Source organism: Noviherbaspirillum humi, from assembly GCF_900188095.1.
In the GTDB taxonomy this organism is placed as follows: Bacteria; Pseudomonadota; Gammaproteobacteria; order Burkholderiales; family Burkholderiaceae_D; genus Noviherbaspirillum; species Noviherbaspirillum humi.
On record NZ_FZOT01000001.1, the window covers coordinates 465623 to 488163 of the forward strand.

A 22541-nucleotide genomic window follows, 5' to 3' on the forward strand; every position below is an offset into this window, starting at 1 on the left:
CCAGGGCCCGCCGCAAGGCGGGCCTTTCGTTTTGCGCACGCTGTTCGCGGCGCGATTCCGATGCGGTCCTGGAGAAGGCGCTTTACCTCAATCAAGCATGCAGCAGCGGATGAAGCACGAGGCCAACCAGCGCCGCGACCGCGATGATGACCGGTTCCTGCAGCTTCTTGAAGCGCCATAACAGCGCCGCCGTTGCCAGCGCGATCAGGGCGGTAGGAACGTCGATGATCGAGCGTTTCGCGATGACGATGACGGAGCCGGCGATTGCGCCCACGGCGGCCGCAGTGATGCCGTCGACGAAAGCGGTGACGCCCGGCAGCTTGCCGTATTTCTTGAAGTAAGGCGCTGGCAGGATGGTGAACAGATAGCAGGGAATGAAGGTGGCGAGCGCCGCTACCGTGGCGCCGGGAAGCCCGGCCACCAGATAGCCGATGAAGCCCACGGTAATGACCACCGGACCCGGCGTAATCATGGCGACCGCCACCGCATCGACGAATTGCTTGTCGTTGAGCCACTGGTGCTCGGTCACGACGCCGCCATACAGAAAGGGCACGATGGCCAGGCCGGAGCCGAACACGAAGGCGCCGGCCTTGGCGAAGAACAAGCCGATTTGTGTGAGAAGCGAGACGTCCATGGAGCCGAGGAAGCTGCCAGCCATCGGTGCCTGGGTCAGCGCTGCGGCGTGCAGGCTACGCTTGCCCAACCACTTGGGCGGCGCCCGCAGCAGCCATGCCAGTACGCCGGCCGCCACGAACAGCCAGGCGATTTCGGATTCGGTCGCCACGGTGACGATGGCGAGGAGCAGGTAGATGGCCCAGAGCAGCTTGTCTCGGCCGACGCTCTTTTCGGTCAGCTTTTTCGCGCTCATGGCGATGATGCCGATGACGGCGGCCCCGACGCCATAGAACACCGCCTGCATCCAGGAGATGCCGCCGAACCGGATGTATGCCCAGCCGAGCGCGACCACCATCAGGAAGGATGGCAGCACGAAGGCGATGCCCGCCAGCGTGGCGCCCGGGATGCGGTAGTGGACGTAGCCGAGATAGATGCCCAGCTGTGCTGCCAGCGGCCCCGGCGCGAGCTGGGCCAGCGCCAGGCCTTCCTTGTAGTCGGCTTCGGTAATCCACCGGCGGTCCTCGACCAGGTCGCGCCGCATGTAGCCCACCAGCGCGACGGGTCCGCCGAAGCCGAGGCTGCCGAGCCGCAGCATGTACAGCACCATCTGCCACAGCGTGTAGGTCGGCCGCTCCGTGGCCTGGTCTGACAGGCTCATGCTGGAATGCCTCCTTGGAATGTCGATTGTCCGGATTCGGAAGAAAAGTGCGCGTAAAGGGCGTCCAGGATAGGCGTCACTTCCTGCAACAGGTGATCGTCGCCGGCGGTGCCTTGCCGGATGCCGGCCAACATCGCCTCGAACCCGGCTGCCTCCGGCACGAATCCGTTGCCCGTATCGAGGACGCGCACCAGGGCGCCCAGGCGAACCAGGCCGCGGTCTTCGTCCAGGCCGAAGCTGGCCAGCAGCACCTCGAAGGTCACGCGCGCACCGACATGGGTGAAGGCAGCGCCGTCGAAGTCGAATCCGAGCGCGTCGTTCGGGCAGTCAGCCGGCGACTCGAGCCAGACGAAGCGCGCAGCCGCATCGATGAAGCGGCGGATGAGCCAGGCGCTGGCGACCCGGTCCACCCAGAGGTGGCGTCGCGTTGCCCAGACCCGGCGACGGTAATCCTTGATGGCAAGGCGAGGAATGGCGGCCTGCACCGCCTGCGGTTCGCCTTCCGAAAGCGCCGATTCGACCGTGTTGACAAAATCCTTCCAGGCGGCCTCGGCCTTGGCGCTGGCGTCGCCGGGGAAGTAGTCGATGGCGCGCAGGGTGTCGTAGTCGCGACGCAGCCTGCGAAGCAGGCGATTCAGGTCGGGCGCCGCCGCGTCCGGAATGGATTGCCTGGCTTGTGCCAAAGTCTGTTCGAACCGGGCATAGTCGCCGCTCCGGTCAAAGCGTGCGCGGTAGGCCGCGTGCTCTGCCGCTGATGCGGGTTGAACATTGAGCAGCCAGGCGTCGCCACCTTCGCGCACGGTATCCGAAGCCAGGTCGCCCAGGGATTGCCGCAGCCTTGCAGAGGCCGGCAGGAGATAGACGCCATCGCGCAAGGCGCTGCAGCCAAGCGCTTTCAACGCGCGCCAGATGCGCATGCGGCCGGTGGCGCTGTTTGTCGGCAGGCTGATTACCAGCAGCTGCCAGTCGGGCAGTGACTGATCCATGCGAAAAGGATAGCATGAGGTAACAATATCTACAGAATTTGTAGAACAAGGCGCCCTCTCAAGGGCGGGAGGCGGTTGCGGCGCGTGCCTTGCCGGTGGGCCCGATACCGCAGGATGACTGCATCATCTCAATACCCGCGTCGACTCGCGTGCCAGACTGGTGCATCGATCCGCTTCCCGATGCCAGCATGCACCCCATGACGCTGCCCAGCGCGCAAGCCATTGCACCCATTCTCGTCGGGTGCGCCGGCTGGAGCCTTTCTTCCGCCGTGCAGGAAAGCTTTCCCGCGGAAGGGACGCATCTGCAGCGCTATGCGCGCGTCCTGCCGGCGGTGGAGATCAACACCTCCTTCTACCGGCCTCACCAGCCCAAGACCTATGAGCGGTGGCGCGACAGCGTGCCGGAGCATTTCCGCTTCGCCGTCAAGGTGCCGAAGGCGATCACGCATGAAGCCAGGCTGCATGACATCGACGAGGCCCTGCTGCGCTTCATGGGCGAGGCGGGCGCGCTGGAGCGCAAGCTGGGCTGCCTGCTGGTGCAGCTGCCGCCGGGACTGCGCTTCGACGCGGCGGCTGCAGGGCAATTCTTCGCCAGGCTGCGCCGGCTGAGCGCGGCGGATGTGGTGTGCGAACCGCGTCATCCGACCTGGTTCGGGCCGGCGGCAGCGCAGTTGCTGCGCGAGATGAAAGTGTCTTACGCGGATGCGGACCCGGCGCCGGCCGGACAGCGCCTGCCGGAAGAGAACGGCGACGTGCTCTATCTGCGGCTGCACGGCTCGCCGCGCATGTATTTCTCCGTCTATGAGCCGCAGCGCCTGCGGCAGTATGCCGACCAGGCGCTCGCCGCGGCGCGCGCCGGCAAGCGCGTCTGGTGCATCTTCGACAACACCGCCGAGGACGCGGCGGTGCCGAACGCGCTGGAATTTCTGGATATGACGGGACAGCGATTTGCTTTGCAGGCGTGCGGGGATCAGCCGTCCTCGGGCAGCAGCTGAGGATTCCACACGGCTTCCCACAGGTGCCCGTCCGGGTCCTGGAAGTAGCCGGCATAGCCGCCCCAGAAGGTATCGCCCGCCGGCTTGACGATCGTGGCGCCGCCTTGCTCGGCCTGGCTCATGAGCAGGTCCACCGCTTCCCGCGACGAGAGATTGTGCCCCAGCGTGATCTCGGTCGATGACGGCGCCTGCAACGGCAGGCCGCTGTCGTGGGCGATGCTGGTTCGCGGCCACAGCGCCAGCTTCAAACCCGGCTGCAGATCGAAGAAAGCCACGGCGCCATGGGCGAATTCCTGGCCGACGATGCCATCGGTCTTCAGGCCGAGGCCATCGCGGTAGAAGCGCAGCGCCCGCGCCAGGTCGGCCACGCCGAGTGTGATGACGCTGATCCGTGGGCGCATGGAACGCTCAGGCCTGCCTGCGTTGCAGGTAAGCGTCGTAGCCGCGCGCGCGCAGCACGCAGGCCGGGCAGGTGCCGCAGCCATGGCCCCAGGGATGCAGCGCGCCGCGCTCGCCGAGATAGCAGGTATGGGTGTCGGCGCGGATCAGGTCGACCAGCGCCCGGCCGCCGAGATTCTCCGCCAGGCGCCAGGTATCGCCCTTGTCGATCCACATCAGCGGCGTCTCCAGCTTCAACCGCGTCGCCATGCCGAGGTTGAGCGCCACCTGCAGCGCCTTCATGGTGTCGTCGCGGCAGTCGGGATAGCCGGAGTAGTCGGTCTCGCACATGCCGCCCACCAGCACGTTGAGGCCGCGGCGGTAGGCGACGGTGGCGGCCACCGTCATGAACAGCAGATTGCGCCCCGGGACGAAAGTGTTGGGCAGCCCGTTTTCCTGCATGTTGATCTCGACGTCGCGCGTCAGGGCGGTGTCGGAGATCTTGCCGATCAGCGACAGGTCGATCATGTGGTCTTCGCCGAGCTTGGCGCGCCATGCTTCCGACATGCCGCGCATCCTGTCGAGCAGGGCAGGGCGCACTTCGAGTTCGATCGCATGGCGCTGGCCGTAGTCAAAGCCGATGGTTTCCACATGGCCGTAGCGCGCCAGCGCCCAGGCGAGGCAGGTGGTGGAATCCTGGCCGCCGCTGAACAGCACCAGGGCCTTGTCCGGCTCGGCCGGCAGGAGGATGTCGGGAATGGAAGCGCTCATGAATCGATGTCTTTCGCGGCACCATGCCGCCACGCGCATTTTAGAGCGGTTTTAGCCAAACTGAACCGGCTATCCCGGCCGCTTTGCCCGCGGCACGGCGTTGCGGCTCCTTGCCGTAGCCCCACTACGTCGCGTCGCCGCGCCTTGTTCCGCGGGCAAATCGCCTCGGCCTCGCCTGGTCCAGTCTGGCAAAACCGCTCTAGCTTAGCGCCAAAGAAGCCTCAGGGCTGCTTGCGGTTGACGTGCTGCAGGGTTTGCTCGACGTACTCGTCGCTGACCTCGCTGAAGCGCAGCTTCACCGGATACCATTCCTGGCTCGGCGCCAGCCAGATGTCGAGCCGCTGCGAGCGGGAGTCCGGCGGCGGCTCGCGCACGATGTGCACCGTCTTGAGCTTGCCCATGGCGCTGTCGATGACAGGCTGGTCGATCACGCGGAAGGTCCAGGGCTCGGCGTCGCGGGCGCCGGCGACGAAGGCTTGCCACTCGCTGCCGGGCTTGAACCTGTCCGGCGTCGCGCGGGCAATGCCGATCAGCTGCCAGACCACGCTGCTGCGGTCCTGCTCGCCGCCCCTGATCGGATACTGCTCGCTCGAGGCGCCGAAGCGAATCACCTTCGCCGTCCGGTCGAAGGTGGTGACGGTGGCCTCCTTGCGGAATCGCTTCTCGTTGAACTCCGCCGGCGCCAGGCCGAATTCGTCGATGCCCCCTTCGCTGCGCACTTCCAGTATCTTGCCGAGCAGCTGCGCGCGCGAATCGCTCTCCACCGCGTAGCGGCCATCGCCGGCGCTCCAGCGCACCGTCGCCTCGCCTTCCAGCGTGATGCCGCTCTGGCGCGCCTTCACCAGGTACTTCAATTCGGCCGACGGCGCCGGATTGATCCTGACTCTGACCGGCGCAACGTCGGCCGCCAGCAGGGGCGCCTGCAGGCAGGCACAGGCAGCGAGCAGGATCGCGGAAATCAGGCGGCGGCGCAGGCGTGTAGGCATGATGGTGTGCGGAACGGTTATCGGGAAGCAGCGGTTTCGATCTTGGACAGCGACATGTCGAGAAAATCCCCGCCGGTCTCGGTGTAGCGGATCTTCACCGGGTACCAGTAGTGGCCGGGCGACAGCCAGATGTCGATCCGCTGATCATAGGAGCCCGGCTTCGGATTGCGCACCACATGCCATGCCGAGATGGTACCGAAGTCCGACGCCAGCTGCTCTTCGCCGATGACGCGGATGTGCCAGGGGTCCATGTCGCGCGAGCCGGCCACCATCAGGTCGATCTGCGCCCCGGGCTGGAATTGCGTCGCATCGCCGAGGCCGATGGCCGCCAGCTGCCAGATCACGCTGGCCCGGTCCTGTTCGCCGCCCTGGCGCGGGTAGCTGGCGGTGGACGCGGAAAAGCTGATCGTCTCGCGTTCCCGCTGGAAATGAGTATTGGTCAGCGACCGGCGGAAGCGCTTCTCGCTGTACAGCACCGGCGCCACGCCGGAATCGTCCAGCTCGCCCTCGCTGGCGAATTCGAGGACGGTGAAGAACAGCACGCTGGCATTGCCATGCACGGCGTAGCGGCCATTTGCGGCGTGCCAGGAAATCGTGCCCCGGCCATACACCATCTGTCCTTCGCGCAGCGACTGCACTTCGAAGCGCAGATCGGCGGAAGGCGGCGGCAGCGCCTTGTAGCGCGGTTTCGCGTGCGCGGCAGGCGGCGCGGGGTCGGTGGATGCCGCGGCTTCCGCGACGGCCGGCGGCGCAGGCGGCGCATCGGCGGGATCGTCCTGCACGTCGCGGGATGGCTCTGCCGCCGGCTCGGCCGGCAGGGTCGCCACGGGCTCTTCCGGCGGCGTGGATGCGGGCTCGGCGGCAACCGGTTCAGGCGCAGGGGCGGGCCGCGGCCCGGGCTTGCGGCGCGGCGCGGGAGGCGGCGGAACGGGCGCTGCCTGCGGGCTCGGCACCGGTTCGGCAACCGCCGCCGGCTGCAGCGCGATGCTCACGACCTGCGGCTCGCCGCTGCCCAGCGATGGAAAGCTCAGCCGGCCGGTCCCCCAGTTGATGAACATGCCATGCAGCAGCAGGGACAACAGCAGCAATGCCAGCATGCGCCAGGGCATGCGTCGCTTGGATGCCTGGCGTGGATTGACGGAAAAAATCGACATCCGGCAAGTGTATCAACGGATGCCGGCATCCCGCCCCGGCAAGCATGCCCATGCGGCGCATTGCCGTCCTAATGCGGCATCCCTGCGACGAAAGCCGACGGCATCTGATGGGTTTGGCATGTCATCCTGATCATTCAGCTCGGCCGGTTTATCTGCTACGCTGCATGGACATTGCCAAAAACGCCACCACCAAAGGAGAGCGCCGTGATCACGCCCAATATGCCGAATTTCCCCGGAATGGAAGCGATGTCCGACACCATGGAGTTCATGAAGAACCTGTGGTCCGGCATGGGCATGCCGGGCATGAACCCGGGCGCCACCATGGGCGGCATGAAAATGCCGGGCATGGTGATGCCGACGCTGTCGGTCGAGGAAATCCAGAAGAAGATTTCTGATCTGAAGGCAGTCGAAGCCTGGCTGGAACTGAACATGCACATGCTGCGCGGAACCATACAGGCGCTGGAAGTGCAGGCCGCCACCCTGTCGGCGCTGAAATCCATGGGCGACGCGCTGAATGCCGGCGTCAACAACATGACGGCGCAGGCGCGCGCGGCGGCGGAAGAGTTCGGCGCCGGCGGCACGGCCAAGCCAGCCCAACCGCCGCAGGAAAACGGGAAGGGCGCAGGCAATGGCGCAGCCGCAGCGGAGCACGCGCCGGCGGGCGGCAGCGGTGGCGCCGGCAGCGCTGCCGGAAGCAAGGCCGCGCCCAACGAACGCGATCAGATGGATGCCGCCAGCCTGGCCGCGCCGCTGGTCAATGCCGCCGCCTGGTGGAACATGCTGCAGGACCATTTCAAGCAAGCCGTCGATACCGCCCTGGCCAGCGAGAAGCCGGCTGGCGATGGCGGCGCCAAGCCGTCTTCGGGCGGGCGCGGCGCATCTTCATCCTCATCCTCGTCCTCATCGTCGTCCAAGGCCGCGAAGACGGATGAAGGCGCGGCCAAGCCCGCGTCCCGTAAGCGCAAGCCGGCGAAGTAATTACCCGGGCTCGTCCGCCCGCCAGCCGCTCAGCCGGCTGGCGCCTTCCCTTCCGCTCAGCCGATTGGCACCTTCCCTTCCATCCCGCCAGCACCGTCAAGCCAGCTGCCCATCCCGGTGCGATGGCCGGCATTCGACTATCCCCACCGTCTTCCTCGGCGCCGTGTGACTTTCGGCGCTTGCCTACGCTGCGGTTCTCCACGAGTTTCGAAAGCCCACGCGGGCAAGGTTGTCATTTCCCTATTTATTGACTCCAGGAAGCTATAATCGCAAAGTTGTAAAAAATACAATATCAGCCGGCAGCCTGATCCGCCGACCTTCCGGAGTCTGCTCATGTCCCACCACGAACGGCGCGATCGGCCATCGCGCGCAGCAGCACTCGATAGCCGCCCGGGTTTCGACGCGTCCCCCTTCACCCAGCAGCGGCGACTGATCACGCTGCGCTTCGCCGAAGACAGCGACCTGGAGGCGGACAGCCTGCTGCCGCAGCGCCTGCGCGGCGTGGAGAGCATCTCCGGCGGCTATCTGTACCTGGTTGACGTGCTCAGCGCCAATGCCTTCATCGAGGCGAAGCAGGTGCTGGGGCAGACGGCCGAGCTGGCGATTCTGCTGGCCGATGGGAAGCGCCGCCTGGTCAGCGGCATCGTCACCGCATTCGGCCCGGTGGCGTCGGACGGTGGCTTCACCCGCTATGCGCTGCAGATGGAGCCCTGCCTGGCGCTGCTGGCGCATCGCTTCAATGCCTGCGTCAGGCAGAACATGACGGTGCCCGACGTCATCCGCGACGTGATGCAGCGCCATGTCGGCGGCAATCCGGTATTCGCCCGCGCCTTTCAGGTCGAGTTTCGGCTGACGCAGGACTATCCCGTGCTCTCGTATTGCAACCAGTACGAATTCGACCTGCATTTCCTCGACAGGCTGATGGCCGAGTATGGGCTGTTTCATTTCTTCGAATTCCGCGCAGACAATGACTGTCCGGTGCATGTGATGGTGGTCGCCGACGATCCTTTCGTGTTCGCGCCGGCGATGCAGGCGACCGTGCGCTACGCCGGCGCCCATCCGACGACGGAGGAGGATGTGCTGACCGGCTGGAGCGCCCTGCGCCGCGTGCAGCCGGGGCTGGTGCATCTGACCAGCTATGACTACAAGACCGCCAGCGTCGAGCAGGCCGGCGAGCGCAGCCGCATCGACCAGGGCAAGGCCGGCAATTCGCTGGCGTCGACGCTGGAAGACTTCGATCCGCTCACGCATTACTACGCCAGCGGCGGCGACAGGCTTGAACGCCATGCGCTGCTGCGCCAGCAGGCGCATGACTTCGAGGCCAAGCAGTTCAGCGCCGCTGGCTGCCTGCGCGGCGCCGCCGCCGGCACCTGGTTCGAGCTGCGCGACCATCCGGTGCATGACCAGCAGAATGCGGAGCAGCGCCAGTTTCTGATCCTGTTGCAGGCGGTCGAGGCCAGCAACAATTACCTCGATGAGCTGAACCCCCAGGCGCAACGGCTGATGCAAGCCGGGGTGGATCTGCCGCTCCCGCTGCAACCCTGGTTCAATCCCGGTGCCGGCTTCGATGCGCGAGGCGGTCAGCTGCTGTTCCGCAACCGGATGCGCTGCGCGCGGCGAGGGCAGCCGGTGCGCCCGCGCTTCGGCCATGGCGATCTCGCCAAGCCGACCGCGCCCGGTCCAATGACCGCCATCGTGGTCGGACCCGAGGGCGAGGAAATCCATACCGACGATCTCGGCCGCATCAAGATTCAGTTCGACTGGCAGCTGCCGCAGAACCATCCGCAAGGCGGGGCCGGGCGCGACGAGCGCTCATCGGCCTGGGTGCGCATGGTCCACCCCTCCGCCGGCGCGGCCTGGGGCACGCAATACCTGCCGCGCGTCGGCCAGGAAGTCGCGATCCTGTTCCTGCACGGCGACATCGACCGGCCGGTATGCCTCGGCGCCCTGCATAACGGCATCCAGGCGCCGCCGCATTTTTCCGGCGCCGGCAGCCTGCCCGCCAACAAGGCGCTGTCCGGCACCCGCACCCGGGAACTGCGGGGCAGCCGCGCCAACCAGCTGCGCTTCGACGACAGCAGCGGCCAGATCAGCGCGCAGCTGATGTCCGAGCATGCGGCGACGGAGCTGAACCAGGGCTGGCTCGGCACGCCGCGCCAGGAAGGCAAGTCCGAGCCGCGCGGCGAAGGTTTCGAGCTCATCACCGATGCCGCCGGCGCGGTGCGGGCGGCGCGCGGCCTGCTGCTGACGGCGTGGTCGCGCCTGCAGGATGGCAGGCAGCTGGAGCGGGCGGAGTTCGAACGGCTGCTGGATGAATGCCATGCCCTGTTCGCGCAGCTCGGCGATTACGCCGCTCGGCACAAGGCCCAGCCGGTGGATGGCAAGCCGCAGGAGACGGTGCGGCAGCATCTGCGTGATTGGGAAAACGGTTCCAACGCCAGGCCTGGAGCGAGCGGCGGCGGCCAGCCGCTGATCGGCATGACGGCGCCGGCCGGATTGGGTTTCGCCACGCCGGCCGGCATCGTCAGCTACGCCGGCAGGAATCTCGACAGCGTCGCGCAGCAGCATCTGCAGCTCGCCGCCGGCCAGCGCATCAGCCTCAATGCCGGCGCCGGCATGTCGCTGTTCGCGCAGTCGGAGGGATTGAAGGCGATTGCCCATCAGGGCCGGCTGCAGCTGCAGGCCCAGCATGACGATGTGGAGCTGCAGGCGGAGCAGCATGTGCGCATCAGCGCCAGCCAGGGAAAGATCATCGCGATGGCGCAGCAGGAAGTGGTGTTCATGACCAGCGGCGGCGCCTACATCAAGCTGTCCGGCGCCGATATCGAGTTCGGCTGCCCCGGCACGCTGAAGGCGAAAGCGGCCAGCCATCAGGTGCAGGGGCCGGCCTCCGCCAGCGCCGACCTGCCCAGCTTCGCCCGGGGCGACCTGTCCCGCACGCCGCAGCTGATCCGGCCCGGCGACGGCCGGCCGATCGACGGCGCCCGCTATCGCATCGGCCTGCCGGAGCAGCCAGCCATCGAGGGCCGCACCGATGCGCTCGGCAATGCGGCCAAGGTGGACGCCGACAAGATGAAGAACATGGCGGTTCGCTTCTTCGAGCCGGATGAAGGGAGCAAATCATGAACGACGAACAAGCCGGCGAAGAAGGCTATGTCATCGCCAGCAAGACCATGGTGACGCTGCCGGGCGATGACAATGTGTGCCAGGTGCTGTACCAGATGCCCTTGCCCGGCGTGGTGATCCTGGTGCATGGCGTGAACTCCGACGGCGAGTGGTTCGAGCAGACGGAGCAAGGCCTATGCCGCGGCCTGAACCGAAGATTGGCGCGCTGCGATGAGCATCTGATGTACACCGGTGTGGAAGCGGGGCAGATGAGCCCGGTTGTCTATGGTCCGGAGCTGACCGGCGACGGCTTCGTCAGGGACGACTACAACAGCCGCAACTTCATCACACCTGCGCCGCACTTCTCGCCGGTAATCCGCTTCCGCTGGGGCTACAAGGCCAATGACGCCGAACTCAAGCGCTTCGGCCCCAACGTCCTGCTCAACGAACACCACTACTGGGGCGGCGGCCCCTTCGCCAACGGCTGCAGCGCCTTGCCCGACCTCTGGACCGACGGCATCGACGACCGCCTCTTCCTCTGGCTCACCGTGCAGCACTTCAATCCCGAAAAAGGCCGCGACATCTATGCCTGCCCGCCGCGCGCCTACTATGTCCACGCCGCCCAGCGCCTCGCCAGGCTGATCGAAACCATCCGCAGCAAGCAGGCCGGCGTGCCCATCACCGTGGTCTGCCACAGCCAGGGCAACATGATCGGCCTGGCCGCCGCCTTTCTCGGCCAGCGCCAGGCTGCTATCACCGACCGCCGCGGCCAATCGGCCCCGCCGGTGGCCGACAACTATGTGCTGGTCAACCCGCCCTACAGCCTGCGCGAGCAAGGCATGGGCATGGACAACTGGGCCCAGCGCGAAGTCGTCAATGCCGCCGGCCAGAGCGGCCGCCAGACCGGCCAGGCCAGGACTCAGACCCTGGCCGCCTTCTTCGACATCCTGCGACGGCGCGCCGGCCAGCAACAATCCGACGCAGCCATCGACCGCCGCTGCGCCAACCGGCAGCCGGCCGACGGCAGCGACGGCTACTGCGTCCAGACCGACCGGCAGCGCTACGGCAGCGGCCATGGCCGGGTGACGCTGTACTGCAACCCGCACGACCAGGTGATCTCCGCCGCCACCGTCCAGGGCATCGGCTGGCTCGGCCTGTCGGCGGCGCAGATCAAGGCCACCCGCGCCGACGGCGTGTTCACGCAGCGGGTCTGGGCGCAGCAATATCCGGTCGGCCAGCCAGGCACTTACCACTACTGGCATGACCACTGGCGACACCGCCATTCGCAGGCCAACGCCGACGGCAAGAGCGCCGTCGAGTTCTGGCACCCGCCCTCCAAGCCGGCGCGCTACAACATCGAAGGCGGCGTGCAATCCCGGCCCAATATGATCGCCGCCCTGCTCACCATCACCACCTCGCCGCTGATGTACCTAGTGTCGGCGCTGGCCAGGCAGCCGGTCCACGCCAGTCCGCCCGGGGACTGGCACATCCCCGTCAATGCGCCCGCCTTGCCGCACCTCTTCGAACCGACCGCCCGACGCTTCGACAGGGAAGAGGGCGAGAGCGCCTTCGACCAGGGGCGCGACCCGAATGCCGCCCTGCGCAACAAGCATGGCCAGCGCGCCGCCGACGATCCGTACGCGGCTTATGCAGGCAGCAGCGAGGAAGCGCCGCAGGGCGACGCGCAAACTGAAGCGCAGCTGCGCTACGAAGACCGGGCGCGGCTGCGCATGCTGGCGCGGCGCGAAGGCAAGGCCGATGACAAGGGCAACGTCGTTGGCGAGCAGCCGGATGCGACGCCGAGCGAGGAGTGGGTGGCGTGGCGGCGCGAGCGCATCACCGAGTTTTTGAAGCTGAGCGTGGACCAGAACGCGACCGACCACAGCACCATCGTCTGTAATGCGGCCAATGCGGAGAAGGCGCTGGCGTATGACGTGGCGGTGGGGTACAGCCATTTGTCGCCTGAGGATTGGGAGGAACTGCGCGTGTTGGCAGACTGGCGGCTAGTAAGGAAACTCGAAGCGAAAGGACATCCGCAAGCGTATCTGGGCGAGTACTTCAATAAAGGCACCCTTAGTGACATGCCCTTGCACCAGTATCCGGACTATCAACCTAGCGCTATGCCGCCGGAAATCTGTGATGAGCGCCAGATTGCGCCACAGCAGCCAACGGGAGGTTCCTGATGCGATGGCTATATGAACGCTGGAGCGGTCGCCTGCTCATTGGCATGGTGGCTTTTGTGGTCGTCATGGGCATGCAGTTGCCAGACCTGCAGGCAAGCGGGCAACTTGCTCACATTTTGACTCAAGGAGAAATCATGAAAGCACTGAAATGGCCGCTATTGTTTGGCTTGTTGTCCATCGTCGCTACAATGGCGTGGTCCCATAACGAAGCCCAGGCCGAGGAAAAGCAGGCACAGGAAGTAGCATTGCTACAAGCACGCCAGCATAAGGAGCGGGAGAAGTTGGAAGAGGCAAAAGCTGCGCAGCATGGCTTCGCTGCTCAAGTGGTTGGGTTGCAATGGCTCAATCCGCTTATGCGACGCAGTTATCCGACTGAGTGGAATCTTCTATGGACGCTAGGCTTGGCCAAGCCCAACAAAAATGACGAACTCGTTAAAGAGAATCCTGCAAAGTTCAACACAATACAGCCAGTTTCGGGCATTGCATTCAATATGCAAGGTAAAGCCACGATACCGGGCTTTTTTCACTTGTATGTCGAAGAACTTTTCATTAAGTACAGAGTTCCGTATTTCACCGATGGCCGCTACTTCTACACCGTGCAACCCGACTGGAAGCGGAATTGGCGCGAAGTCGGCAGCATCCATGTGCAAGCTGCGCTGCCTGTCACCCTCGAAGCTGACGAGTCTCGCGACTTCATCCAAAAGGAAATCGCTAGCACTTTCTCCATTGGCAAGCCGGAGATGTCCACCGCCAAAGCCCCACCCGACGTGAACGTGCGCCAGGGCGGTCCGACCATCGGCTTCGCTTCCCTCGACGCCGCGCTCGACTATCTCGAAACCCATCCCGACAAGACCGTCTGGGTCATGAGCTTCGATGCGCCCAGCTTCCCCAAGGATGAACAGCTCAATGAATCCTCCACGCTGCTGATCCTGGCCCATCCTTCCTACAAGACCGAGCGCGAGCCGCTGGCCTTCATTCATCGCGTCTCGCGCCGGCAGGCGGACGAGTTCACCGTCCAGGCCGCCGAGCCGCCGCGCCTGCAGCAGGCATGGCAGGCAGCGATCAACGATGCTGCACAGCGCGGGAAACTGCAGACGACCCAGATCGGCTATGTGATCCATGATGCCGGCATGGGCCTGGAAGAAAACAGCAAGCGCCTCGCCGGCCTGTCGGCGGCGCTGATGCATGCCATGCCGGAGTTCGACTACCTGAAGCAGACCTTCAACACGCCAGCGCTGCTGGGCGACATGGGCGCGGGCACGGCACTGACCAATGTGGCGTTGGGCATCGCCTACGCACATCACCGCAATACGCCGGTGCTGGTGGCCGGCACCGCGCAAGCCGGCAGCGCCACGGCGGTGCTGATCCGGCCGCCGCAGAATCCGACACCCTTCGATCCGGAAAAGACCTGGTTCCGCGCGCGAGGAGAGGGCGTTGCCTATCTGCCGTGGTGGGGAAGGCGTCATGATGCATCACCGACCCGCATGCAGGGCTGGTCGGATTAACTCCTGGCCGCCCGCTTCAGCAGCCGCATCAACCCGCCCAGCAGCGGCAGCTTTTCGTACAGCTCTTCCGCCGCATCCCAGTAATCGCGGTGGAAGGCCAGCCGGCCGTCGGCGGCGAAGCGGAGATGGGTGGCGCCGCGTATGCATTGTTCGGCGCTGGAGAAGCGCTTCATCCGGAACAGGAAGTCCCAGGTGAGGAAAGCCTCATCGCCCTGCGCGATGGCGCTGCGCACGACGAAGCGCGGTGCCTGCACCTGCACGAACATGTGGGAGAAAATGCGGCGGATCTCATCCAGCCCGCGCACGTCGTTGAACGGATCCTTGAAGTACGCGTCGGGCGTGTAGATGTCGCCGAGAAGATCCACGGACTGCGGCGTGATGGTTTCGAAGAAGCGCACGACGCGCTTCAGATCGGCTTCATGCGTCATAGCCCGGTCACCTTGTGTATCAGCCAGAAGTAAGCCCGGTAGGGCAGCAGCCGCGCCAGCCTCAGCCAGTTGGTGAAGCGGCGCGGAAAGTGGATATGGAATCGCCCGGCCTCGATGCCGCGCAGCAGTGCGTCGGCAGCGTCGGCCGGCGTCATCAGGGCCGGCATGGGGAAATCGTTTTTCGCCGTCAGCGGCGTGTCGACAAAGCCGGGATTGATCAGATAAACACTGATGCCGCGCGGCGCGAGATCGAGATAGAGCGATTCGGCAAGGTTGATCAGCGCCGCCTTGGTTGGACCGTACACCAGCGCCCGCGGCAGGCCGCTGTAGCCTGCCACCGAGGACACGATGCCGATGCCGCCCGTGCCCTGCCGCAGCAGCACCGGCAGGATCGCATCGAGGCAATGCAGCACGCCGCCGAGATTGAGGTCCACCAGCCGTTTCGCCGCCGCCAGATCGAAACTGTCGGCGCGCATGTCCACATAGCCGCCGGCCACCACCAGCGTCAGATCGATGCCTTGCCATTCGGCCAGCAGGGCATCGCGCGCTGCCAGCACCGTGGCATGGTCGGTTATGTCCAGCGGCAGCGCCATTGCCTGTGCATCCAGAGCAGCCAGCGCCTGCAGCGCCGGTGCGCTGCGGGCGGAAACCGCCACCCGCGCGCCGGCCTGCATCAGCCGGCGCGCGGTGTCGGCGCCGATGCCGCTGGAGGCGCCAATGATCCACACCCGCCGGCCGCGCCAGCTGCCGATGCGGGGATTCATGGCCGCTTGCGGAACGACAGCGTGACTTCGCCGAGCCGGAAGCCGAACTTGCTCATCACCGCCCGGTTCAGCATCACGCGGTCGTCCATCAGGAACATCCAGTCCTCGAAGTCGACCTGATAAGTCTTGCCATCCACCGGCAGCGCCATGGTGTAGCGCCAGCGCAGCGCATTGCCGGCGACGATACCGGTGGCTTCGCCGACGATGTCGTCCGCCGTGCCGACGAAGCGGTCCGGCGCTACTTTCCTCAGGGTCCACACGCGGCGCTGCTTGCTGCCGTCGGCATAGGTGAAATCCTCGTCCAGGGTGCCGGTGTCGCCTTTCCATGCGCAAGTCATGACCACGGTGAAGCGCTTCACGACTTCGCCGGAACGGTTCTGGAACATGCCCCAGGCATCGATCGTGCCATTGAAATATTGCTGCAGGTCGAGCGCCGGCTTCTCGGCGGCGTAGCGGGATGGCTCTAGGGTGGCGGCGCAGCCGCCCAGCGAGAGAGCGGCAAGCAGGGCGGCGATGGTGAATAGGGTTCGCTTCAGCATGATGCAGGATCCTTTTCCGATCGGTTCACAAATGACGCAGGGGCGCCCGCCACAGCAGCAGCGCCGCCAGCAATTTCAGCAGGCATGGCAGCACCGCATAGGCGACGGCCAGCGGCGCGGTATCGGCGCCCGGCGTGCCGGGCGTGTAGCCCAGCCGTTCCAGCAGGGGCAGGACGATGCCGGCGGCGAGCGCGAGATTCAGCTTGCCGGCCCAGTTCCAGAGGCCGAAGTAAGCGCCCTCCCGGTTGCCGCCGCCGTGCCGGATCACCGCGGCCAGCAATGCCGGTGGCAGCACCAGGTCGGCGCCGAGCGCGATGCCGGACAGCAGGCAGATGGTGCCGAAAGGCAGCGCATCGCCCGGCGCCAGCCGGTAGCTCCAGATGAAGCTCAGCAGCGCCAGCAGCATGGCGCCCAGCCAGGGCCTGGCCTCGCCGTGCCGCCGCGCCAGCGCGCTCCAGGCCGGCATCGAGGCAGCGGCGGCGAGGAAATAAACGAGCAGGAGCCCGTTCGAGCTTTCGCCGAGCCGGAGGCGGTCGCCGGCGAAAAACAGGAACAGCGTGGCCGGAATGGCCGCCGCGATGCCATTGACCATGAATACCGCGAACAGCCAGCGGAATTGGCGGTTGGCGAAAGGCGCCATCAGCGATGCATCGGTGGTGGCGGCCCATGCTGCGGCAGGGCGCTGCGCATGCCGCAGCAGCAGCCAGGCACTGGCAACCAGGGTGAGGGCGAACGCCAGCGACAGCCAGACCGTCGATGCGCTGCCGAGCAGGCCGGCGCCGAGCAGCACGCCGGCCAGGCCGCAACCCTCCCTGGCCGCCGTCACGCGGGAGCGCTGCCCTGGCGCCTGGGTCAGCGCGGCGCCCCAGCTTTGGTGGGCGATGCTGGCCATGCTGAAACCCGCATGGCACAGCAGCAGCGCCGCGGCGAGCCAGGCCAGGGGCAGGGAGTGCGCGATGGCCGGCGGATGGAACAGGGCGACGAACCCCGCGCCCAGCGGCGGCAGCGCCAGCAGCACGAAACGGGCATGGCCCCCCGGCGCACGGTCGAGCCAGCGGCCGAGCAGCGGATCGCTGAAGGCATCCAGCAGGCGCGTCGCCAGCAGCGCCAGGCCGACTGCGCCGAGCGGCATGCCGAAGCGCTGCGCATAGAGCTGGGGAACATGGATGTAGATGGGCAGGGCGACCAGGGCCAGCGGCAGGCCGAAGGCGCCATAGGCAAAGAGATGGAAGCGCGCCGGATGCGCCGTCATTCTGACCGGGCCTCGCCGAGCAACGCGGTGCGCAGCGCCGGCGCGCTGGTCCTCGGATCCAGCCAGATCGCAAAGAAGGCGTCGGCGAAGCGGGCATCGCGAATCTCGCCCAGCGGCTCGCCGTCGCGGTAGAAGCGTGCGCCTTCGCCCGGAAGAAATACGCCTGTCAGGCGGGTGCCGTTCCCGACGTCGGGAAACAATCGCTTCATTGCCTCCAGCCATTGCGCATGCTGGGCCGGCGAGCCGATCTCCAGTTTCCGGATCTGGTCGAGGCTGGCTTCGGCGATGCGTTCGCCCTTGAGCGCACGCGCATAGCGCAGCTCCAGCGCGAATTTCGCGGCGGCCGGCGCCTGTTTGCGGTAACCGGCCGGGCCCAACCACAGCCGTGCGTCGTAAAGCCTGATGCCGAGCCAGCGGAATTCGCCCTGGCCTGACAGGCGGGCATCGGCGATCTCCGCCGCGACATGCGGCGGCGCAGCCTGCGCCGCCGCCAGCAGCGGAAGGCAGCACAGCAGCAGGCAGCAGAACCGATGCCGCAGCAGGCCGGCACTCATGGTCATGCCTTGCGCAGGGTGAACTGCGCCACGTCGATGCTGCCGGCGCGGAAGCCGGCTTCGCAATAAGCGAGGTAAAACTCCCAGGTGCGCAGGAAGCGCTCGTCGAAGCCCTGGGCACGCACCTGCGGCAGCTGGCGGTTGAAGGCATGGCGCCACTCGGCCAGCGTGCGGGCGTAGTCGAGGCCGAAGGCAAACTCGTCCACCGTCTCCAGGCCATGCCGCGCCGCCGCCGCCCGGAACGCCGAAGGCGAGGGCAGCATGCCGCCCGGGAAGATGTATTGCTGGATGAAGTCGGTGCCCTTGCGGTAGCGCTCGAACAGCGGATCGGCGATGACGATGGTCTGGATGCAGGCGCGGCCGCCGCTTTTCAGGTTGCGCGCCACGCAGTCGAAGTAGCTCGGCCAGTAGGCTTCGCCGACGGCCTCGAACATCTCGATGGAAGCGATGGCGTCGAAGCTGCCATGGGTGTCGCGGTAATCCTGCAGCAGCAGGTCGGCGCGTTCATGCACGCCGGCCTTAGCGAGGCGTTCGCGGGCGTACTGCAGCTGCTCGGTGGACAGGGTGAGCCCGGTGACGCGGGCCTGGGCCTGGCGCGCGGCGACTTCGGCGAAGCCGCCCCAGCCACAGCCGATCTCCAGGATGCTGGCGCCCGGCGCGACCTGCAGCTGATCGAGGATGCGGCGGTATTTCGCTTCCTGGGCCTGCTGCAGGTCGCCTACCCGGCCGTTATCGAAAAAGGCGCTGGAGTAGGTCATGCTCGGGTCCAGCCACAGCTGATAGAAATCGTTGCCGATGTCGTAATGGGCGTGGATGTTGCGCCGGCTGCCGGCGCGGCTGTTGCGGTTGAAGAGGTGGCGCAGCCGGTACAGCAGGCTGCCCCACCAGCTGCCGTAGATCATGGCGTCGAGCTCGGCCCGGTTGCGGGTCAGCAGTTCCAGCAGCGCGGGCAGGTTGTCGGTGCTCCACTGGCCATCGATGAAGCCTTCGGCGAAGCCGATGTCCCCGGACTTCAGCGCCGCATCGAACACATCCCAGTCATGGATGCGCAGCGTGACCGGATGCACGCCTTCGCCCAGCACGTCGCTGCTGCCGTCGGGCAGTTCCAGGCGCAGCGCGCCCTCCTTAAGGCGCGCCAGGAGTGCGAGGGCGAAGCCGGCCGTCGCCGGGATGGCTTGCTTGCGGGAGTGGTCGAGCGCAATCGAGCGAGTATTCATCTTGGTGGTCTAGCGGCTGAGTGAATGGGAGGGCGGCAGGGGCTTGCGGAAAAAGGGCACGCGCTTGGCCCACAGGCGCAGGGCCTGCCAGTGAATGCGGGCGACGACGCCGAGCGTCATCAGCGGGAAGCGGAAGAAGGCGTTCAGCACGGCTGCATCGGTCGCCGCCAGCGCATGGCCGCTGATGATGGTCTCGATCAGCGGGCCGTGTTCATCATCGTGGTCGATGCGGGCCAGGACCTGCAGCTGCTGCGCGCCGTCGCGCTCGCGCAGCGCCTGCATGAAGCGGAAGCGGTAGCCGCCAGCGACGGCGCAAAAGGGCGAGACATGGAACACCTTGCGCGAGGCCAGCTCCACGCCGTAGCGCATTGCGCCGCCGGCATCGAGCAGGTAGCAATGGCGTTCGCCGAAGGTGTTGTTGACTTCGCAGACGATGGCGCGCAGCGCGCCGTCGGCGCGGTGGCAGAACCAGAACGACACCGGGTTGAACACATAGCCGAGCACCCGCGGAAAAGTCTGCAGCCAGATCTCTCCATCGGCGTCATGGATGCCCTGCGCCTGCAGCAGGCCGTCGATCCAGGCCAGCAGCGGCTGGCGGCCGTCGCCGTGGTCGGCATCGTGGAAGGACAGCAGCCCGAAGCGGTTGCGCTTGATGTGGCCGCGGCCGAAATCGCGCTGGCCGAGCGCGCGCAGCGGCAGCCGCAGGAAGTAGACGCCGTACTCGAAGGCGTTCACCGCCGGCCGCAGGCGCTTGTGCCGGACCTTCCCGAGGCAGAGCTGAATGCCGCAATCGGACATGGAGCCTGCCTCAGGCGGCGACCGGCGCCGCTGCCACGGCCAGGCCGCGCTCGGCGATGGCTTGCGCCGCCAGCAGTCCGGACTTCAATCCATCCTCGTGGAAGCCGTAGCCGGTCCAGGCGCCGGCGAACCACGTGCTGCGATGGCCCTGGATCAGCATCAGGCGACGCTGCGCTTCCACCGCCGCCGCGTCGAACACCGGATGCGCATAGTCGAATTCGCCCAGCACCGTGCCCGGCGCCGGTTCGCGAATCGGATTCAGGGAAACGATCACCGGCGTCTCGAAGGGCAGCGGCTGCAGCTTGTTGATCAGGTAATGCACGCAGACGCGCGGCTCGCGTCCGTTTTCGCTTTCGTAGTTCCAGGCGGACCAGGCCTTGCGCCGCTGTGGCAGGCAGTTGGCGTCGGTATGCAGCACCGCCCGGTTCGGCTGGTAGCCGATGGCCGACAGCACCTGGCGCTCGGCGCGGCTGGCATCCTGCAGCAGGCGCAGCGCCTGGTCGCTGTGGGTGGCGAGCAGCACATGGTCATAGGTCTGGATGCCATCGGCGGTCTCGATGCGGATGGATGCCGCCGCACCATGGCCCTCGCGGGTGATCGCGCGCACCGGGCAGTTCAGGCGCTTGTCGTGGATGCCGGCCAGGAGCTTGTCGACGTAATGCCGGGCGCCGCCGGTGACGGTGTGCCACTGCGGACGGTCGTTGACCTGCAGCAGGCCGTGGTTGTGGCAGAAGCGCACGAAAGTGGCGAGCGGGAAGGCGAGCATCTGCTCGGTCGGGCAGGACCAGATGCAGCCGGCCATCGGCAGCAGATACCAGTCGCGGAATGCGTCGCCGTAGCGGTGGCGGCGCAGGAAATCGCCGAGCGTGATGTCGCCATCGAGCCTCCCATCGGTGGCCAATTGCGTCGTCTGTCGGTTGAAGCGCAGGATGTCGCGCAGCATCCGCAGGAAGGCCGGCCGCAGCAGGTTGGCGCGCTGGGCGAACACGGTGTCGAGATTGCTGCCGGCCCACTCCAGCCAGCGCGGCGCAGCACCGCCGAGGGGCAGCTTGACGGAGAACGACATGTCGGTGGCAGAGGTGGCGATGCCAAGCTCATCGAACAGCCGTACCAGGTTGGGATAGGTGCGATGGTTGAACACCAGAAAGCCGGTATCCACGCCATGCGTCTTGCCGTCCAGCGTGACATCGACGGTATGCGTATGGCCGCCGAAATAGTCATTGGCTTCCAGCAGCGTCACCGCATGTCCGGCCTGGCTCAGCCGGTACGCGCCGGAAAGTCCGGAAATGCCCGATCCCACGACGGCGATTTTCATGAAGGCTCCCGTTTTTGCCATGCCCGCTGCGGCGAACGCAGCATCAGCTCGATTGGCATAGCGTTGTCTCTATTTTGTACAAGACAAAAAGCTAAATTCGCTCATTGTTTCAGTGAGGTACCTATAATGTCCTTATTTTGACTAGGACAAAACTGAACGGATATTGCATCTGGTATGGCCGGATGTCAATGCCTCAGCGAAACAAATGATGAAAACCACCGATAAGGTGCAGGAGGGGAGGCGGGACTACGGATTTCTTTACCGGGGACGAAACGCGGCGGAAAACTGAAGGTCCAATCTTCGTCCCCCGAAAAACAGGAAGCCAAGGCGGCTCGCTCCGCGCTTGGAATCGGTTGGGACGGTTCCAGCCTTTTCTTGGTAAAATCAAACACTTAACCCACTTATTTTTCTGAAGGCACACATGCTGTACCCGGAACTATTCAAGTCGCTCGAGCAAGTTCGCTGGAGCATGGAAAAGGACATCCCCTGGGATCAGTTCGATCCGTCCAAGCTCACCGACGAGCAAGCCAAGACCATCAAGATGAACGCCATCACCGAATGGGCTGCCTTGCCGGCGACGGAAATGTTCCTGCGGGACAATCGCGGCGACAGCGATTTCTCCGCCTTCATGTCGGTCTGGTTCTTCGAAGAGCAGAAGCATTCGCTGGTGCTGATGGAGTACCTGCGCCGCTTCCGGCCGGATCTCGTGCCGACCGAGGAAGAACTGCACAACGTGCGCTTCGAATTCGACCCGGCGCCGCCGCTGGAAACCCTGATGCTGCATTTCTGCGGCGAGGTCCGGCTGAACCACTGGTACCGCTGCGCCGCCGACTGGCATACCGAGCCGGTCATCAAGCAGATCTACAGGATCATCAGCCAGGACGAGGCGCGCCATGGCGGCGCCTACCTGCGCTACATGAAGAAGGCGCTGAATGAGGCCGGCGACACCGCCCGCGCCGCCTTCGCCAAGATCGGCGTGCTGATGGCGTCCGCCCGTCGCACCGAGAAGCCGCTGCATCCCACCAATTTGCACGTCAACCAGGCGCTGTTCCCGAACGACACCGTGCAGAGCCGCCTGCCCGACCCGAACTGGCTGGAGCGCTGGCTGGACGGCCAGATCAACTTCAATCTCGATTGGGAAAAGAAGGTGGTCGACCGCATCCTGCACAACCTGTCGCTGCTGTTCGACCGCACCTTCGAATCGGTCCAGGACCTGAACCGCTACCGCAAGGAAGTCACCGGCCGCCTCGCCGGCGGCGACCTGCAGTCGGCCTGATTGCCGCCTGAACGCTTCCATGTAACAAGAAAAGCCGCAGCCTAGCGCTGCGGCTTTTTCATGTCGATGTCATCCCGATTCGCC

The 22541-nt window shown here is 65.9% G+C and carries 20 protein-coding genes; 6 read left to right on the forward strand and 14 right to left on the reverse strand.

The features are described 5' to 3' along the window. Positions 1-91 precede the first annotated feature (91 nt). Both CHB88_RS02245 and CHB88_RS02250 read right to left on the reverse strand, forming a co-directional pair. Positions 92-1273 (reverse strand): chromate transporter, encoded by a 1182-nt coding sequence (locus CHB88_RS02245; protein ID WP_089397645.1) that lies wholly within the window; start codon positions 1271-1273, stop codon positions 92-94. Continuing rightward, positions 1270-2259: a chromate resistance protein ChrB domain-containing protein gene (locus CHB88_RS02250; protein ID WP_089397646.1), complete on the reverse strand. Its 990-nt coding sequence runs from the start codon at positions 2257-2259 to the stop codon at positions 1270-1272. Before CHB88_RS02250 ends, CHB88_RS02245 begins: the two co-directional genes overlap by 4 nt. Before the next feature lie 197 nt (positions 2260-2456). Between CHB88_RS02250 and CHB88_RS02255 the strand changes: the two genes are divergently transcribed. Further along, complete coding sequence (locus CHB88_RS02255; RefSeq protein ID WP_089397647.1) at positions 2457-3254, forward strand: DUF72 domain-containing protein; 798 nt, start codon at positions 2457-2459, stop codon at positions 3252-3254. On the opposite strand, the gene CHB88_RS02260 is transcribed toward CHB88_RS02255, so the two are convergent. The 4 genes from CHB88_RS02260 to CHB88_RS02275 form a co-directional block, all read right to left on the reverse strand. Next, on the reverse strand, positions 3230-3655 hold the full coding sequence (locus CHB88_RS02260) for a VOC family protein (RefSeq protein ID WP_089397648.1): 426 nt from the start codon (positions 3653-3655) through the stop codon (positions 3230-3232). The two genes, CHB88_RS02255 and CHB88_RS02260, sit on opposite strands and share 25 nt — an antisense overlap. Before the next feature lie 7 nt (positions 3656-3662). Continuing rightward, complete coding sequence (gene queC, locus CHB88_RS02265; RefSeq protein ID WP_089397649.1) at positions 3663-4403, reverse strand: 7-cyano-7-deazaguanine synthase QueC; 741 nt, start codon at positions 4401-4403, stop codon at positions 3663-3665. 221 nt (positions 4404-4624) lie between these two features. Then, positions 4625-5389, reverse strand: a complete 765-nt coding sequence (locus tag CHB88_RS02270) for a DUF3108 domain-containing protein (protein ID WP_089397650.1) — start codon at positions 5387-5389, stop codon at positions 4625-4627. A 17-nt stretch (positions 5390-5406) separates the two neighbouring features. Beyond that, positions 5407-6543 carry a DUF3108 domain-containing protein gene (locus tag CHB88_RS02275; protein ID WP_245844658.1) on the reverse strand — a complete coding sequence of 379 codons (1137 nt, stop codon included), beginning with the start codon at positions 6541-6543 and terminating at the stop codon, positions 5407-5409. Positions 6544-6747: 204 nt separating this feature from the next. Between CHB88_RS02275 and CHB88_RS25000 the strand changes: the two genes are divergently transcribed. From CHB88_RS25000 to CHB88_RS02295, 4 genes are all read left to right on the forward strand, one after another. Then, the gene (locus CHB88_RS25000; RefSeq protein WP_176442288.1) at positions 6748-7521 is read left to right on the forward strand and encodes a PhaM family polyhydroxyalkanoate granule multifunctional regulatory protein; all 774 of its coding nucleotides are present in this window, start codon (positions 6748-6750) and stop codon (positions 7519-7521) included. A 333-nt stretch (positions 7522-7854) separates the two neighbouring features. Further along, positions 7855-10647, forward strand: a complete 2793-nt coding sequence (locus CHB88_RS02285; RefSeq protein WP_089397651.1) for a type VI secretion system Vgr family protein — start codon at positions 7855-7857, stop codon at positions 10645-10647. Next, complete coding sequence (locus CHB88_RS02290; protein ID WP_089397652.1) at positions 10644-12809, forward strand: T6SS effector phospholipase Tle3 domain-containing protein; 2166 nt, start codon at positions 10644-10646, stop codon at positions 12807-12809. The genes CHB88_RS02285 and CHB88_RS02290 overlap by 4 nt, the downstream gene beginning before the upstream one ends. Then, positions 12809-14314: a virulence factor gene (locus CHB88_RS02295; protein WP_245844660.1), complete on the forward strand. Its 1506-nt coding sequence runs from the start codon at positions 12809-12811 to the stop codon at positions 14312-14314. The genes CHB88_RS02290 and CHB88_RS02295 overlap by 1 nt, the downstream gene beginning before the upstream one ends. On the opposite strand, the gene CHB88_RS02300 is transcribed toward CHB88_RS02295, so the two are convergent. From CHB88_RS02300 to CHB88_RS02335, 8 genes are read right to left on the reverse strand one after another with little or no spacing between them, the layout of a single operon-like run. After that, positions 14311-14742 carry a nuclear transport factor 2 family protein gene (locus CHB88_RS02300; protein ID WP_089397654.1) on the reverse strand — a complete coding sequence of 144 codons (432 nt, stop codon included), beginning with the start codon at positions 14740-14742 and terminating at the stop codon, positions 14311-14313. The two genes, CHB88_RS02295 and CHB88_RS02300, sit on opposite strands and share 4 nt — an antisense overlap. Then, entirely contained in the window at positions 14739-15506 is a 768-nt protein-coding gene (locus tag CHB88_RS02305) for an SDR family NAD(P)-dependent oxidoreductase (protein WP_089397655.1), read from the reverse strand. Before CHB88_RS02305 ends, CHB88_RS02300 begins: the two co-directional genes overlap by 4 nt. After that, on the reverse strand, positions 15503-16045 hold the full coding sequence (locus tag CHB88_RS02310) for a DUF3833 domain-containing protein (RefSeq protein WP_089397656.1): 543 nt from the start codon (positions 16043-16045) through the stop codon (positions 15503-15505). Before CHB88_RS02310 ends, CHB88_RS02305 begins: the two co-directional genes overlap by 4 nt. Positions 16046-16070: 25 nt before the next feature. Continuing rightward, positions 16071-17297, reverse strand: a complete 1227-nt coding sequence (locus CHB88_RS02315; protein WP_089397657.1) for an MFS transporter — start codon at positions 17295-17297, stop codon at positions 16071-16073. Beyond that, positions 17294-17857 carry a chalcone isomerase family protein gene (locus CHB88_RS02320; protein ID WP_245844663.1) on the reverse strand — a complete coding sequence of 188 codons (564 nt, stop codon included), beginning with the start codon at positions 17855-17857 and terminating at the stop codon, positions 17294-17296. Before CHB88_RS02320 ends, CHB88_RS02315 begins: the two co-directional genes overlap by 4 nt. After that, entirely contained in the window at positions 17854-19068 is a 1215-nt protein-coding gene (locus CHB88_RS02325) for an SAM-dependent methyltransferase (RefSeq protein ID WP_089397659.1), read from the reverse strand. Before CHB88_RS02325 ends, CHB88_RS02320 begins: the two co-directional genes overlap by 4 nt. 9 nt (positions 19069-19077) lie before the next feature. Then, on the reverse strand, positions 19078-19866 hold the full coding sequence (locus tag CHB88_RS02330; protein ID WP_089397660.1) for a DUF1365 domain-containing protein: 789 nt from the start codon (positions 19864-19866) through the stop codon (positions 19078-19080). Positions 19867-19876: 10 nt separating this feature from the next. After that, the gene (locus CHB88_RS02335) at positions 19877-21181 is read right to left on the reverse strand and encodes an NAD(P)/FAD-dependent oxidoreductase (protein WP_089397661.1); all 1305 of its coding nucleotides are present in this window, start codon (positions 21179-21181) and stop codon (positions 19877-19879) included. Positions 21182-21602: 421 nt separating this feature from the next. On the opposite strand from CHB88_RS02335, the gene CHB88_RS02340 reads away from it, so the two are divergent. Continuing rightward, on the forward strand, positions 21603-22457 hold the full coding sequence (locus tag CHB88_RS02340; RefSeq protein ID WP_089397662.1) for a ferritin family protein: 855 nt from the start codon (positions 21603-21605) through the stop codon (positions 22455-22457). The last annotated feature ends 84 nt before the right edge of the window (positions 22458-22541 follow it).

Coding starts and splice junctions, on each gene's coding strand:
- CHB88_RS02245 (WP_089397645.1), bottom strand. CDS start 1,273: ATGAGCCTGTCAGACCAGGCCACGGAGCGGCCGACCTACACGCTGTGG.
- CHB88_RS02250 (WP_089397646.1), bottom strand. CDS start 2,259: ATGGATCAGTCACTGCCCGACTGGCAGCTGCTGGTAATCAGCCTGCCG.
- CHB88_RS02255 (WP_089397647.1), top strand. CDS start 2,457: ATGACGCTGCCCAGCGCGCAAGCCATTGCACCCATTCTCGTCGGGTGC.
- CHB88_RS02260 (WP_089397648.1), bottom strand. CDS start 3,655: ATGCGCCCACGGATCAGCGTCATCACACTCGGCGTGGCCGACCTGGCG.
- queC (WP_089397649.1), bottom strand. CDS start 4,403: ATGAGCGCTTCCATTCCCGACATCCTCCTGCCGGCCGAGCCGGACAAG.
- CHB88_RS02270 (WP_089397650.1), bottom strand. CDS start 5,389: ATGCCTACACGCCTGCGCCGCCGCCTGATTTCCGCGATCCTGCTCGCT.
- CHB88_RS02275 (WP_245844658.1), bottom strand. CDS start 6,543: ATGTCGATTTTTTCCGTCAATCCACGCCAGGCATCCAAGCGACGCATG.
- CHB88_RS02285 (WP_089397651.1), top strand. CDS start 7,855: ATGTCCCACCACGAACGGCGCGATCGGCCATCGCGCGCAGCAGCACTC.
- CHB88_RS02290 (WP_089397652.1), top strand. CDS start 10,644: ATGAACGACGAACAAGCCGGCGAAGAAGGCTATGTCATCGCCAGCAAG.
- CHB88_RS02295 (WP_245844660.1), top strand. CDS start 12,809: ATGCGATGGCTATATGAACGCTGGAGCGGTCGCCTGCTCATTGGCATG.
- CHB88_RS02300 (WP_089397654.1), bottom strand. CDS start 14,742: ATGACGCATGAAGCCGATCTGAAGCGCGTCGTGCGCTTCTTCGAAACC.
- CHB88_RS02305 (WP_089397655.1), bottom strand. CDS start 15,506: ATGAATCCCCGCATCGGCAGCTGGCGCGGCCGGCGGGTGTGGATCATT.
- CHB88_RS02310 (WP_089397656.1), bottom strand. CDS start 16,045: ATGCTGAAGCGAACCCTATTCACCATCGCCGCCCTGCTTGCCGCTCTC.
- CHB88_RS02315 (WP_089397657.1), bottom strand. CDS start 17,297: ATGACGGCGCATCCGGCGCGCTTCCATCTCTTTGCCTATGGCGCCTTC.
- CHB88_RS02320 (WP_245844663.1), bottom strand. CDS start 17,857: ATGACCATGAGTGCCGGCCTGCTGCGGCATCGGTTCTGCTGCCTGCTG.
- CHB88_RS02325 (WP_089397659.1), bottom strand. CDS start 19,068: ATGAATACTCGCTCGATTGCGCTCGACCACTCCCGCAAGCAAGCCATC.
- CHB88_RS02330 (WP_089397660.1), bottom strand. CDS start 19,866: ATGTCCGATTGCGGCATTCAGCTCTGCCTCGGGAAGGTCCGGCACAAG.
- CHB88_RS02335 (WP_089397661.1), bottom strand. CDS start 21,181: ATGAAAATCGCCGTCGTGGGATCGGGCATTTCCGGACTTTCCGGCGCG.
- CHB88_RS02340 (WP_089397662.1), top strand. CDS start 21,603: ATGCTGTACCCGGAACTATTCAAGTCGCTCGAGCAAGTTCGCTGGAGC.